The organism is Candidatus Gillettellia adelgis (genome assembly GCA_020541285.1).
GTDB lineage: Bacteria > Pseudomonadota > Gammaproteobacteria > Enterobacterales > Enterobacteriaceae > Gillettellia > Gillettellia adelgis.
Genome location: CP047043.1, coordinates 1,017,674 through 1,032,885, shown reverse-complemented (window position 1 = coordinate 1,032,885; position 15,212 = coordinate 1,017,674). Strand labels below are relative to the sequence as shown.

The 15,212-nt window shown below is 34.3% G+C and carries 7 protein-coding genes, 1 tRNA gene and 1 pseudogene; 6 read left to right on the top strand and 3 right to left on the bottom strand.

What is annotated here, in order from left to right; genetic code table 11:
- The first annotated feature begins 2,134 nt into the window (after positions 1-2,134).
- Positions 2,135-2,287, top strand: a complete 153-nt coding sequence (locus tag GIY03_RS02325) for a hypothetical protein (protein WP_457913528.1) — start codon at positions 2,135-2,137, stop codon at positions 2,285-2,287.
- 2,546 nt (positions 2,288-4,833) lie between these two features.
- Positions 4,834-5,594 (top strand): annotated as a pseudogene (locus GIY03_RS02320) (SAM-dependent methyltransferase).
- Here GIY03_RS02320 and rnhA read toward each other — a convergent pair.
- The gene (gene rnhA, locus GIY03_RS02315; protein ID WP_457913527.1) at positions 5,548-6,015 is read right to left on the bottom strand and encodes a ribonuclease HI; all 468 of its coding nucleotides are present in this window, start codon (positions 6,013-6,015) and stop codon (positions 5,548-5,550) included. The pseudogene GIY03_RS02320 and the gene rnhA sit on opposite strands and share 47 nt — an antisense overlap.
- 70 nt (positions 6,016-6,085) lie before the next feature.
- On the opposite strand from rnhA, the gene dnaQ reads away from it, so the two are divergent.
- Together dnaQ and GIY03_RS02305 are read left to right on the top strand one after the other, a co-directional pair.
- Entirely contained in the window at positions 6,086-6,835 is a 750-nt protein-coding gene (gene dnaQ / locus GIY03_RS02310; RefSeq protein WP_457913526.1) for a DNA polymerase III subunit epsilon, read from the top strand.
- A 115-nt stretch (positions 6,836-6,950) separates the two neighbouring features.
- Positions 6,951-7,027: transfer RNA gene (locus tag GIY03_RS02305), tRNA-Asp, on the top strand.
- A gap of 1,279 nt (positions 7,028-8,306) precedes the next feature.
- Here the strand turns inward: GIY03_RS02305 and lptG are convergent.
- Together lptG and lptF are read right to left on the bottom strand one after the other, a co-directional pair.
- On the bottom strand, positions 8,307-9,380 hold the full coding sequence (lptG, locus tag GIY03_RS02300) for an LPS export ABC transporter permease LptG (protein ID WP_457913525.1): 1,074 nt from the start codon (positions 9,378-9,380) through the stop codon (positions 8,307-8,309).
- Entirely contained in the window at positions 9,365-10,474 is a 1,110-nt protein-coding gene (gene lptF, locus GIY03_RS02295) for an LPS export ABC transporter permease LptF (RefSeq protein WP_457913524.1), read from the bottom strand. Before lptF ends, lptG begins: the two co-directional genes overlap by 16 nt.
- 2,413 nt (positions 10,475-12,887) lie before the next feature.
- On the opposite strand from lptF, the gene pepA reads away from it, so the two are divergent.
- Together pepA and GIY03_RS02285 are read left to right on the top strand one after the other, a co-directional pair.
- Positions 12,888-14,405, top strand: coding sequence for a leucyl aminopeptidase (gene pepA, locus GIY03_RS02290; RefSeq protein WP_457913523.1), 1,518 nt, complete (start codon positions 12,888-12,890; stop codon positions 14,403-14,405).
- A gap of 344 nt (positions 14,406-14,749) precedes the next feature.
- The gene (locus GIY03_RS02285; protein WP_457913522.1) at positions 14,750-15,211 is read left to right on the top strand and encodes a DNA polymerase III subunit chi; all 462 of its coding nucleotides are present in this window, start codon (positions 14,750-14,752) and stop codon (positions 15,209-15,211) included.
- Position 15,212: the final 1 nt, after the last annotated feature.

Sequence of the window (15,212 nt, the reverse complement as noted above, 5' to 3'; positions counted from 1 at the left end):
AGGTAATTCGTGAATATGATTGATTTAATGGTAAATTATGGGTTTTATTGTTGTTCAGAACATTTACTGAGTAACTCAGTAAGCTATGTATTATTTTTGATGGAACGGTTATTACCATTGAAAGTGAGTGATACCTATATAACAGAGACGAATGTTGACCATCAATATCGATCGCTATAATCCATATTCATACCTGATATAAAGATGTAAAACACTAAGCAATCCATAGATAGCACACAAATGTTCTTTGATTTACTAAAAGATGTAACATTCAGACAACATACTGTGTTTACTGCAGTATTCTACTTGGATTTAGCAAAAATATTATCGTATATGATTCGCGAAAACTTTAAGCGTTAAGGTATACAGATTGCAATGAATCAATATGTAATTCAGCTTATCTCATAATCAATTGAGGATATTGAGATCAGACGGCCACATGTAACTGTAATTTGCATTAATTTGATGAATTTTGTCGAATATGTCAGTCTAATTAGATGAGAAATATGTTGTTTTTGAGTCTGTTATAACGGTACTAGCCTAGATTCGCTTGTTGTGATCTTTATTTATGGTGACGTTATCAGTAAGCGTATATTTAATAATAAAATTCCTAACTGATATGAATCGTAACTTCTAGGTGACTTTTGTTACATTAAGATTGTTCAGCAATAATCCTGACATAGGATATGCGAGCAACTGTTGTGGTTTTTAGAGAGAAAAGCGACCTTATCGCTAAGATTACTTTGATTGGTTAATTGTAGTGGTTAGTTGTATTCATAGATATAAGATATTGTAATGGAGATTCGTAATCTTATTGAGCACATGAATAACAATAAGCCGTTCTCTATATATTAGCTATGTAAGTCTTTTGCAGTGTGAGTAGCAAAAGCTGCTGATAGCACTGGTTACTATGAGTGTAACTAAATAAATTATATGTATTCATATAATAAAACTAGATATATTGTACATTTTATGAGACTAATTTAACTCATTAAATGCAAAAAATTTAGTACTACATAGTATAATACTAAAAATTTTAGGTCGAAATATATTAATTATATTTTGCGTTTGAGATTCTATGGTAATAGAGTACTATGCTAGTAAGGCATTGACTGAAGCAGCTGTCGAGAGTCTTCATTCTGAGCAGATAGATAAGGTTCATTAATATTTTAGGTTTATATTAGTAAAGTGACCAACTATATGAGAAAATTTTATGTACATGCAATGTGCATTATAACGCATATAATTTTGAAGATGTAGATTGTTATTTTAAATGAAAAATTAGTAGTAGCTATCACTCTAACTTAGAGGTCTTAAGAATCTGATTGCTTTAATAAATAACACTGTAACTCGCATATCACAGATACTTAGTCATTATCGTTTGGGGTTTGACAACTAGTTTAAGGTGTTATATTTAATAACTATCCTACTTCATTGGATAGGTGAAGTTGTACTTCGAGTATTGTCTTAATCTGGTATTAACGTAGAGTATACATTCACGAAAATTAAAAGTATTGTCTCGCTTACTAAAATATAAGGTAAGGGTGGCAAGGTTCAACTATTTAAAAAACTTTCTATGTGTTTTGAAAATTATGAAATCAGTTAATATGAAAGCAAGGATCCAAAAAATTTTATTTTTTTTGAGTGTTGATTCTTAAAATATTTAAAGATCATAGCACTTTAATTCAGCAATTAACATTGCTGGCGCAATAGCGAATAAAACTTGAAAAGCTCTGTAGAAGATTCGAGGCAATGATAAAACGAAAATTGATATAATAAATATCATTGAAGGTATTAAATAATACTATTGATATGATCCAACGTGCCGCGCCAAGTAAATTTAATCAATGAGTTAGTTATGACGAAGAAAGTTATCGCACTATTTATGTATTAAGCATCGTGCAAAATAAACAGATTTACTTAGTGAATTTCGAGTAGGTAAATCGTTATCATTGCAGACTTCGTACAATGTACTAAAAAGAAAAACGTTTCTAAAAGACTACAGTATAAACGTACGTTGTCTTTAGATTATATAGATACACCCTGAATTACTAGCGCTAAGTGTTCCAGAGAGGTTGAAAGGCGTCTAACGGAGTCTTAAAGACTATCACTAAAGAAAGAAAGCTTTTTATTGATGAATTATACATTATTTGTTAGTTTATGGAGAATGAATGGTGCTTATAAATGTTGGGGTATGATAAAGCCGGCATTAGCACAAGGGGGAAGACTGCACTGTATTAGTGTGACTATCCCGAATGAGTCTTGTCAATATATTTCGAAAGATTGACAGTTCTTGCGCGTCGATTTCAAAAAAAACCTTATGTTCCAGTACTGTCTATAGATGATCACGTGACTATTATGCATGTTTGAAAGAACGAAATGAGTTGTATCATCATGTTTAAAAGTATTACCCAGAGATTGTTATAGCAGCCCAAATGCCTTGCTGTTATAAAAGTAGTCGTTTATTTCTGAATAAAACTATTTGATTTCATCGATGAAGGAGTAGCTAGCATCCGTATGTCAATGAATGCTAAGCCGGAGTTACGCAATCACGTAGAACACCGCATTACGCAACAAAAACTAGAAAAGCAAGCATATTGCATGAAGAATCTGAAGACACTTGTAAGAAATACATAAAGATGTTCTAGTCGTGAATTAAAGAAAATACGAGTATTCTTCATAGAATAGGGTTACAAGCTGAAAAGATTTATTCTACGATATGTAGAATATCAAAGCTAAGCTATAGTAGGATAGTCTATTTTAGAGACAGTATGTTGTATTAATGACTCAGAATAAATGTCTGATATGCATATAGTTAAATTCCTGGTCTGTAGAAAATAGTTATTATGTCGTAAATTGAAAGTAATAATATAAAGTTACTGCATAATCGTGTGACCGATATACAAATCGGTGAAGTGCTAGCGTGTATTACAGGTATGCTTGTGGTTAGAATATTAGAATTAAAACGTTATAAATTGCTATACTGACAAGCATAAACTTCATGCAAGAGTAATCAGTCATAACGCAGTGGTACAACATAGCCGTTACTAATGCGATTCGTCTTAGTTGTTCCGGATATTCTCAGATTAATCGTTAAATTTATTGTTTTTTGTTCGTCGGTCCGACTAAAATAGGTAAAAACACTTTGCAAAACACTGTTTATTTCTTTTTGATCTCGCCACAGTAATATCGTGAATTTTTGCGTCTGCGTTCCTGGATAATCACTTAGTATCTCTTCGGTTAGGTGTATCTCCGGGGTTATCTTAATAATGATGAGAGTGGTTACCTAATGAAGCAGTATGCTGAAGATCTTATGTGTTAGTTCTGTTAGATAAATCAGAAAAACATATTGAGATATATGCAACATGTTATGCAGTTATTTGGTGATAATCGTTTGATTAATAGTCAGGGTCGCACGATTGATTCTCGAAATACTGTGGTAATTATGATTTTTAATCATAACTCCCAGCTAATAATTAAAGAATTTTCTAAAATATATCATGAATAGATCAAAAAATCTACCACAGACATAGTCGTCGTGTCTCACCATTGTCTTTAAGTATGCATAATTAGATAGATTATATAATAGTGTTTATCTACTTATCCAAAGTATTTTTCTAAAATCTTTAAAATTGCTACGGTGCGGTAGCGCGTTTTTATAAGCACTTAGAAGAATGTGGTTATATAATTACTATTACTAATGCAGCCTTGATATTTTGAGCTAACATAAACCATAAGTTTATGTGGAGAGTGAGTTTATTGAAACATTCGATTCAACAAAAAATTGAAAACCTCTTCTGTCATAAGAAATACTTTTTTTGCATGTTCCTTAAATCATTAGAGTGTTACAAGATAGGGAGGAAATAAATTGCTGGGATTATACAGTGAAGTCACTGAAAGATATGTGAAGAAGAAGAATGTTCTTGCTGTTTGCGATTTATACTAAATGCTCCATTATGTCAATGAACACTTACGCACATGTAGTTAAAATCACTCGCACTAAGAAAACTAAAATATAAAATGCCTAAAAGACCAGCAATGTATCCAAACATTTTAATAGCAACCCTTGCATAGTAATTAACTAAAACCTAAAATAAATTGTTGTGTTGGTTCAGCGTCTTTTAAATTGCACAGTAAAAGGTAATAATCTTCTGCACTAAACGTATTGATCATCTATTCAATTTGCTAGCTGGGATACGCAATATTCTATCCGACTATTACACTACCCTTGAAAGTTTGAGATGATTTATTCACTGACAGTGAGGTAGGTTTGGTCCAAAAAGATATATCATGCTGTTTAGGAGCGTAACACATAGTTTGAACTATAGATATAAGCATTAAGTCTATATTGCATGTTACAGCAAATGGAATGTGTATTGGCTGTTAACATGTATTTATAGTTATTGATTAGTAAAAGAGGTCTTAAATTTTGTTGTTGCCTGCTTCTCTAATCTTAAGATTCCTTGGGTGTAGGAGTTATCTTCTACGCCGATAATTATACGAAGAACTTCATACGTTCTTATAAAAGTTTAGAAATGCTCTGTAAATGAAAATATTATAATCCGCCATGTTAGAAATGCTCTAGTGTTACGAAAGCGCTTCGATATAACGGATATTTAACGTTTAACGTACAAATATTTCATAAATACTGACAAAGTACGGTTAATCTAAATGTATTACTACAGAAGATGCTGTTTTGCATTGATACTGGTACTCTTACATTTTTATTTAATAAGAATTAAAGATTTCTTTTCTATAAAAGCAAGAATTTAGATTAGATCTATATACTTTAGTTTGTTAATAGCGATTTGAAATAAAAGAAGATTATAAATAATAAAACTAGTCCATTTTCTAGAAAAGTTTATTGGCTCATCGTTATGGTCTGAACTGCCATTGGGAGAGTGCTTCCGGGGAGCGCTTGAATATCAGTTACGACTATGGTGGTCAAAGTTATTTGGTTTTCATTTATTGAAGCTCAGTGACTTACGTGCCAGTGTGTCGGCCGATCAATGTACCATCTTACATCAGGTAAATGTATGGTTAACAGGGAATACACTGTAAGTTATTGCGGAAAGTTTCCTGTTTCCATTTTTACAAAATCATTAGATACGTCCTTACTAGCTCGCATGCTCTGCTATGTTAATGATGCTTATCGTTTACTATGTGAGGTTGATCGAGTTTTAATTGATAATAGTTGGTTAGTAATTAGAGACTTTAAGCCACCTAGTTTATGAGGATTAAGTAAGTTTTTTCCTGTTGGTGCGATCGACAGCTTTATGTTAGCTGAATGTTTAGTCAGATGCATATGCTAGATTGGTTGAGTTTATTGAATTACGAGATATTATATCAAGTGCGATGTCATGTATTACCATGGCAGAAATAGAGGTGGAAGGTTTTTATGTACTCATATACCAGTTTTAGGAGATTAATAGTATTTTGGCATGGAAACGTACATTACCGTTGCTACTCACACCGATGAAAGCAGGGCTAACAAAGTTGTTTTCAGACGTGATGCAAAGGCGATCAAGAGTTATCGTACACACTATCTTAAACATCCGGATTATAGCCGTTATCCTTCTGAGTTGGATGGCTAGCCGCATCACGTGCTAGAACATCACAGCGTTCGTTTTCTATATGACCAACGTGACCTTTCACCCATTTCCATGTTATGTGGTGGCGATGTATGACTAAGTCTAAGTGCTTCCATAGGTCAATATTCTTAACGGGTTGTTTATTAGCGGTTTTCCATCCGCGTTTTTTCCAATTAAAAACCCATTGAGTTATTCCTTGGTGTACGTACTGGCTATCGGTCTTAAGGATTATGTTACAAGGTGGAATTAACGCTTCTAGCGCTACAATCGTCGCCATCAACTCCATACGGTTATTAGTGGTTAAGTGATAACCCATACTAAAGAGCTTTTCAACCTGTTTGTAACGGATTATTATACCATAACCTCCTGGTCCTGGGTTGCCAAGACAGGAGCCATCGGTAAAAATTTCTACTTTTTTAAGCATTGCAGCAGACTCTTCCGATTAGTTATTAAAGGATACGTCTGACATAAATGAGCGCCGTGAGCACTAAAATATGATTTTAACTAACACAAAACAGATTATTCTTGATACAGAAACGACGGGCATTAATAAATTTGGATTGCACTATGAAGGTCATCGTATCATTGAAATTGGTGCGGTGGAAGTAATCAATCGTCATTTAACAGGCCGACATTACCATGTCTATATTAAGTCGGATCAGTTGGTGGATCCAGAAGCTTATAGTATACATGGTATAAGCGATGAGTTTTTAGCTGATAAGCCAACTTTTGATAAGATCGCCGATGAATTTCTTGATTTTATATATGGTAGCGAGTTAGTCATCCATAATGCAGCGTTTGATATTGGTTTTATAGATCATGAATTTCGATTACTTCAAAAAGGTATTCCGAAGACTGAGACCTTTTGTACTATTACTGATAGCTTGATTATAGCTCGCCGTTTGTTTCCTGGCAAGCGTAATAATCTTGATGCCCTATGCAATCGCTATGCGATAGACAATAGTAAGCGCACCTTACATGGTGCTTTATTGGATGCTCAAATCTTAGCAGAAGTATACCTGGAAATGACCGGTGGTCAGACGTCTATGGTATTTCATCCAGAAAACGAGATTCAGCACATTGATTCCACCAAAAATATTCAACGTATTGTTCGATTAGCATTGAACATGAAAGTAGTGTACGCTAATGATGAAGAGTTAGTAGCTCATGAAGCATGTTTGGATCTTGTGTCCAAAAAAAGTGGTGGTTGCTTATGGCGCGACTACTCATATAGAGCAACATGATGCTCGTCTAGTATTTGTACAAAATTATAACAGTCTATATACTCAGGAAAGACGTTGACAACATTACACGTTAACTGTAATGTATATTCTGTTTTACAGTGCGAGGAAACAACGTGGAACGGTAGTTCAGTCGGTTAGAATACCTGCCTGTCACGCAGGGGGTCGCGGGTTCGAGTCCCGTCCGTTCCGCCACCATTTATTTACTCTAGCTAATTTATTTACTTTAAGTAATAAAACCACACCGTAAAATATAGTTTTTATACATATGTCCTTCCGGACATAGCGAAATTTAACTATAAAATCAGCCGTAGTGTAAGCGTTAGTATTTAACAAATCAACTCAAGGCCATGTGGTTGTGTATAACGCCTCAGATTATAAAATCTGTTATTTGTAAAACGATAATGTACACACGTATCATACCGCATACAATAGAATACTACTGTATAGCACCACTAATAAACTCAATGATATTAAAGAGCAGTTAAATTAACGCTCTCCTTCTTTATAAAGTTCATCTGAATTCGAGAGAAAGATACGAAGAGTAAAAACTAAAAAAATAAGATTTTACTGTTATTTATTTTTAATACAGATATCTTAATAAGAATGTACTACTTTTATTAGGTATATAACTGAGATTTAATAAAAACTGTTAATTAAGTTAATAAGTATACTTGTATGTTTCAGTAATATATCTTGAGGTTCACTAGTAAATTTATACGTAAAATCATACAATCTGTTATGAAGTGTCTTATGAAGACGTGGGGAAAAGAATATCGCTCTGTGTTTATAGATCGACTACATCTTGTTGGGTAATTAGGGCTGTGCCATGTCATTATTGAGTCATATGTAGAGCGATATAATATAAGACTGATTATTTATTTAACTACTGAATAATTATTCAACTAGTTAATAAAGGATGATAAATAAGATAATTAATAGGCCTTATTTGATATAGAAGTAAACTTCTATAACATTCCTATTAAACAATCAGCTTGTTGTTGTTGAGGTACAGTTAATATATATACGTACAGTTCTAACATACCTAAATTGACTTATTACATCCACATTTCATGTCTAAACATAGACAGTAGTTTTTATTTTTTTGTTCTCTTCTATAAGAAGAAGACTTGATTCTTAAAAGCTTATTGCTACGAGATGATCAACTATATCTTTAAATATTTTAATTACATAAACTAAATCAAGTGATGTTTCTGACAAGTAATATTGTAGAAGTGTTGTCAGCATAGATCTCAGTGAGTGACCTGAGTTTTTAGGAAAACTACAATATATATCACTGACAGTATAACAAAGCATGCATGACTGTGTAGACATTTGTGTAGCGAAAATTTTTTTCGATTTATTTATTTTTTTAACGTCAGAAAACTAGCGACCATGATAAAACCTGGGGCAGGTAAATAATAAACAAAATATAATAAATATCCATGTCGTCTTTGTTGTTTTTTTGGTAGCATCACCACTTGCGTTTCAACAGCATATACACACTAATCATCAGGAATATTGTATTCGGTAGTAGTGCAGCTACTACCGGAGGTATTTTGTATACGATGCTAAGTTGACCGATAATTTGATTCAATGCATAGAATAAGAAACCAGAACTAATACCAGTTATTACACGAATACCCATTGGCACACTACGTAATGGGCCAAAAATGAACGATAGTGCCATAAGCATCATTACTGCTACAGAAAGCGGTGAAAAAACTTTGTTCCATAGATTTAATTGGTAGCGATTGGATTCCTGTCCGCTTTGTTTTAAATATTTTACATAATTGACTAGCCCCTTAATAGAAAACGAAGTAGGATCCATTCCTACCATACTTAGTTTTTCTGGAGTTAAATTAGTTTGCCATTGATCGGTTAGCATTTGCGTGCCGGTTACTTGTTTCTCTTGAGTCAGATCGGAGGTATTTACCTTTGATAGCCTCCACGCACTGTCTTCAAAGCTGGCAGTAGCAGCGTAGCGTATTTTTTTTAGCTTGTGTTGGTTATTAAAGTGGTAGATGTTTATGCCAGAAATTTTTTTTTCGCCAGTAATGTGTTCAATATAGATAAAATCGTCACCATCTTTCGCCCATACGCCGTTCTGGGTGGCAAGAAGAGAAGCTCCATATATTTGTTGCGTGCGAAAGTTATGTGCCATTTTGTCGCTTTTTGGGGACACCCATTCGCCGATTGCCATAGTCAGTAACACTAACGGGATAGCAGTTTTCATGACGGATCTAGCGATCTGCATGCGAGTTAATCCAGCAGCTTGCATTACTACTAGCTCATTACGCATAGCTAACTGACCCAATCCGAGAAGTGCACCTAGAAGCGCTGCCATGGGAAAGAAAATCTCGATGTCTTTTGGCACGCTAAGTAGAGTAAATATTCCTGCGCTTACTGCTGTATAGTTGCCTTGCTCGATTCTTCGGAGTTGGTCAACAAATTTAATAATACTCGATAGTGCTGTTAATACAAACAATGTACACATAATAGTGTTAAAAATTGTTTTACCAATATAGCGATCTAGTACCCCAAACATCCGGTTTTCCCTCGTAGGTGTGCACGTAGCTTTCGTATGGGGAGAGTATCCCATAGATTTAATACCAGAGCGATAGCAAGGTAGACGGCATTTACTCCCCACAACCATATAATCGGATCTAGCTTACCTTTTCCAGCATTAGAACGGAGTGCAGTTTGTAATAGAAAAAAAATTAAATATAGTAGAATAGCTGGAGAGGTGCTGAGTATGCGGCTCTGTCGTGGATTGACTACACTAAGCGGGACTACTAACAGCGCCATGATCACTACAGAGGCTACTAGTGTCAGACGCCAGTGAAATTCAGCACGTGTATTCGGATTATTCGATTTCCAAAGATTTTTCATTGACATCTGTTCAGCCTGAGTATTATCCATAGCTACTGTCCGATACCCAAGTATTGCCCTGTAATCATTAAAATCAGTAATCTGAAAATCGCGCAGCAGTGCACTTCCCTCAAAGTAGGTACCTTGATCCAGCATGATTACTTGTGAACCGTCCCGTTGTGAATTAATCGTCCCGTGTTCGGCTACTACCACCGAAACGCGTTGGGTGCCATTTGGTCGTAGTTGTGCTAAGAAGATGTTTGTTAAGACGTTGCCTTGCACATCAGAGACAAATAAAACTGTATTACCATCTTGCGAATGTTTGAATTGTCCTTCTGCTAATCCAGCAATGCTTGGATTAGCTCTTGCTTCATTCATTACTACGTCTTGGTAGTTGCAGACTGCGGGACTAGCAAAGCATACGTTAATCGCCGCTACTACAGACGTGATTATTGACAATATCATCGCGGTAATCACTAGAATATGTGTGCCTAGTCCGCAAGCGTGCATAACGGTAATTTCGCTGTCGGTATGCAGACGCCCAAATGTCATCAATAGTGCAAGAAATAAGCTTAAAGGAAGAATGAGCTGCACCATTTTCGGTCCAGCTAATAACAGTAGAGAAAGCACTAAGTTTACTGGAACTTCACCATCTACTGCATCACCTAATACCCTCACTAAATTTTGACAAAAGAAAATGAATAGCAGGATAAATAAAATAGCAACTTGGCTTTTAAGCGTTTCCTTCACTAAATATTTGATGATAATCACGCTTATTACGCCTGTAAAAACTCATTTTTTTGCATAAAATTGATAGAGTTACTGTTAAATGGTATTTTTTATAGAAATATTAATGTTAAAAGATAAACATAGCATTATAACATAAAGTGTTTGATGTGCGTAAACAGTTACTTAATAGTAATAGTTTTTAAAAAGAGCAGTTTAAAGAATTAAGTTATATGAAGAAATTGAATTTTCTCATCTAAGAGATGAGTTATTTATTTAAAATATTTATAGATATTTTAATAATCGTGATATTTACTGCTATTATTAAATTTGAAGTGATCTAAGTAGTTTGTAATCAATAATAAAACTTGTATAAGAAACACTTTAAATATTGATTCATTTGCTACGATCAATGGCATTATTAGATTGATACGCTAAAATGCTATGTCAACTATTTAACTGATTCAACTAAAAACTAAGAGTATTCAAAGTGACTTATGCATCACTTCGATAATTTTATCTATGTATAGTGTATATCTAGGTTAGCCTAGATCTTGAACGGGTAGATCACATGATGAGTGATAGCAAGCAGTACTCTCTATATGAAAATGTATACAACTGGCGCAGTAAAGAGTATGCTAGACTTGTAATTTGCGTAGCTGTTCATTAAAACTACTTAATTATGTTACGTGTAGTATAAGGTATACTACGTTATATCTTAATCAGCATTCAGTAATAATGTTGAACTAACGCAATGTTAACTTAGTTAGTATACCTATGTTTACTTAACTAAATTAGTATGTATACAGTATATTATACGTTCCGGAACTTTAAGAGACCCGCTAATATTAAGCATGATATGGAGCACGCAAAATCCTTATGACCCATAAAACATTCTCTAGTATTATATAATTATAATTACTCTACATAAAACCAAAACTAATACAACAAGTTTTAGATATAACGCCAATTGAGGTTTTGCGAACTTTTAGAAAATATCATAAGTTCCAGTAAGAGTATTGGTGTATTGCTAAAAGAGCAACAGCTATAATGTTTTATATAATAAAATGATATGCACTAAATTTCACATAGTAAACGCATTAGCTATATTTTCATTCTTTATTGGTGATAAGAGAAAGTTACAGGGTATGGTTTTATTACTGAGGTTAAATCTATAGCGCTAAGAAAGCGTCATTCCAGGTGGTGTCTCACTGATGTTGTCTCTACTCGATATCTCCTTAGATTTTTAATGGTTGTAAAATATATTGAATAATTGAAGATAAAAAAAGCACATGATGATTATGTTTCTTATGTTTTTACTGAGATGCTTTACTGTATCCTGCAGTATTTTAATTATATATTACAAATTATTATAAATAATTTGACGTTTTATCAAAATTACCTGTTTAGACGTTAATATAGTGAAAATAATTACAGGGAGTAAGTAGAACGTAATCTTGTGTACTAAAGATCTGAAAAATAGGAGAGCGTATAATTAAAGGTTCCGTGACTGCATTCTGGTAAGTACAACTGTAAAAAAGGTGGTTTAACTTATTGGTTTCGTAATTTTCTGTGCATGAAATGTTTAATATAACGTCAGGGTTATGACCGTATGCTGCAATGATATCTAGTAGTTATCTCATGTAATATAAACCATAGCTTATTAACTATTTGGTAAATAAGCTATTAATCACTACGTAGGGCTACTATTGATCTGTTTAATAAAAGCTAGAGTATCCAAGATGCTGCTCTAAGTATGATAAAAGATTTTATCGTAAAGATTTTCACTGCAGAAATATCTATCGTATTAGATGAATATAACTAGGAAGCATGATAAAAATTTATAAAAAATTATAAATATTAAAAATCAAAGGGTCAGTGATAATGGGTCTATTCCTTTATTCGTGAAGTGTACTTGTGATAATATTAGAGTGAATGTTAGAACAATTGTATGCTCGTTTGAGCAAGCGTATATACTAGGATTAGCAGTAAATGTGTTTGCTATGAATATTATCGGTATATTATACTCAAGTAATATATTCAATAGATTGATTGATGATTTAATACGTTGAATATAAGAAGTATCATTTTTTCAAAGGAAATATGAATTAAGATAATTATACAGATAACTACTATATTTAATCAGGAAAACTATCACTCTAAAGAACGACAATACTTAGAAATCGCTATGAATGAACAGGCGACTCGCGCGATTTATCCTAGCTAAAATTTTTCTAAAATATATCCAATCTTCTACGGTATATTCTAAGATTCAATAAAATTATCATGTAGAATGCATAATATTTTTTAATCTTATAAAGAGATGATTTTTAATCAAATTAGATAAAATCGATTATTATGGATTAATATAAGCAATTAATATCAATATAGGAAAAGATTTACAAAGTACGTTGTTATAGGTATAGTTTTGTCTTTTTTTTTAGATTTAGGAGAATACATGGAGTTTAGTATAAAAAGTGGTAGTTTCGAGAAACAGAGTAGTGCCTGTATTATAGTCGGTCTCTTTGAATTCAACCACTTATCCTTTAGTGCAGAAAAATTCAATAAAATTAGTGATGGTTATATCAGTGCATTATTACAACGTGGTGAATTAGTAGGCAAAGTCGGACAGATGTTATTACTACATCATGTGCCTAATGTTCTGTCTGAACGTATCCTTCTGATTGGCTGCGGAAAAGAACAAGAACTAGATGAATATCAGTATAAAAAAGTAATAAAAAATGCTATTATTGCTCTTAATAACACCAGCTCAATAGAAGCAATCTGCTGTTTGACTGAGTTACATGTAAAAAATCGTAATACCTATTGGAATGTGCGCCAAGCTATAGAAATTGTGCAAGAAACGCTCTACACTTTTAATCAGTTCAAGAGTAATCAGGTAGAACTACATCGTCCATTACGCGAGATCGTCTTCACTGTATCAACCTATAAAGAGCTTATTAGTGCCGAACGCGCTATGCAGCATGGTTTAGCGGTAGCATCAGGTATTAAGGTAGCTAAAGATCTCAGTAATATGCCACCAAATATTTGCAATTCTAGTTACTTAGCATCACAGGCGCATCAACTAGCAGACGCTTTTAGCACCCATATTGTTGCTTACATTGTTGATGAGAAAAAAATGCAAGAACTGGGAATGAACGCTTATCTAGCAGTAGGTTCAGGTTCTCAGAATGAATCCTTAATGTCAGTTATAGAGTATAAAGGACATCCTATGCCTAATGCCAAACCAATAGTATTAGTGGGGAAAGGATTGACGTTTGATTCTGGGGGGCTTTCCATTAAACCTGCCGATGGTATGGGTGACATGAAATATGATATGTGTGGCGCCGCCGCTGTATATGGAGTCATGCGTGTTGCTGCCGAATTAAGCTTACCGCTAAATGTGATTGGCGTGCTGTCGGGCTGTGAAAACATGCCAGGTGCTCGTGCTTTTCGTCCAGGCGACATACTTACTACTATGTCTGGCCAGACTGTAGAAGTACTGAATACTGATGCCGAAGGTCGTCTGGTACTGTGTGATACTCTTACCTATGTTGAGCGCTTTGATCCTGAGTTAGTCATTGATATCGCTACTCTGACCGGCGCATGTGTTATCGCATTAGGTGATCAGATTACCGGTCTAATGTCCAGGAATAATTCACTTGCAAACGAGTTGCTCACCGCCGCTAATCAGGCGGGTGATCGTGCTTGGCGTTTGCCGATGTTTAATAATTACTATGAGCAACTAGACTCTCATTATGCCGACATGATAAATGTCGGTGGTCGGCCTGGCGGGGCTATTACAGCAGCTTGTTTTTTATCGCACTTTACTCGTAAGTATATTTGGGCGCATCTTGATATCGCTGGTACAGCTTGGCGTTCAAAAAAGGTGACAGGCGTTCAGGCTACTGGACGTCCAGTAGCCTTATTATCTCAATTCTTATTACATAGAGCAAGATTAGATATTAATGATTAAAAGATTCTAAAAATTATTTCTGCGTATATTTATCTTTCTTATTTTTTAGCGAAAATTTAATATCTATTCGGCATAGGTTTGAACATAGTTAAAGTGTAAAAATGTTAATAAAATGATGTATGCGTTAGGACTCGATGATTACAGTATTAGAATGTTATGTGAGCTTACATTGCTTGCACTGATGATTTATTAATTCTAAGTGCTGATGCTAGTCGATGTATGAGGTAAGCAACATAAGCTTCTGTGCATATAGTATATAGAATAACGGATTCTACCACTACGCCTAACTAAGGGTACAATTAACTTGTTGTACCCTGTTTTTATTATGCATAATGAGTAAGATTATGAAAACTGTGACATTTTATTTACTTAAACATAATAAATCGGAAGGAGTGCTAAGTGCTCATGAGGTGTTGGTATGTGCTCTTTCTATCGAATGTTGGCGTTCTGGAAAAAGCTTGCTTATTGCCTGTGAAAATCAAGAACAGGCTCGGCGCTTAGACGAAGCGCTATGGCAGTATGAGCCACCTGCGTTTGTACCGCATAATTTAGTTGGTGAAGGTCCAAACTTAGGCGCACCAGTAGAGCTATGCTGGCCAGGTAAGCACGGTAATACTGCGCGCGATTTGTTAATCTCTTTACAACGACAGTGTACAGATTTTGTTTCTGCGTTTCATCAAGTAATAGACTTTGTGCCGCATGAGGCTACACTAAAACAGTTGGCGCGAGACCGTTATAAAGTTTATCGCAGAATTGGTTTTCATTTGGCTACAGCGATGCCACCAACTCAATTAATAGTAAAATAAA

Bases quoted from the DNA above. Each gene is read 5' to 3' on its own strand.
- GIY03_RS02325 (WP_457913528.1), top strand. From the start codon at position 2,135: ATGAATTATACATTATTTGTTAGTTTATGGAGAATGAATGGTGCTTAT.
- rnhA (WP_457913527.1), bottom strand. From the start codon at position 6,015: ATGCTTAAAAAAGTAGAAATTTTTACCGATGGCTCCTGTCTTGGCAAC.
- dnaQ (WP_457913526.1), top strand. From the start codon at position 6,086: ATGATTTTAACTAACACAAAACAGATTATTCTTGATACAGAAACGACG.
- lptG (WP_457913525.1), bottom strand. From the start codon at position 9,380: ATGTTTGGGGTACTAGATCGCTATATTGGTAAAACAATTTTTAACACT.
- pepA (WP_457913523.1), top strand. From the start codon at position 12,888: ATGGAGTTTAGTATAAAAAGTGGTAGTTTCGAGAAACAGAGTAGTGCC.
- GIY03_RS02285 (WP_457913522.1), top strand. From the start codon at position 14,750: ATGAAAACTGTGACATTTTATTTACTTAAACATAATAAATCGGAAGGA.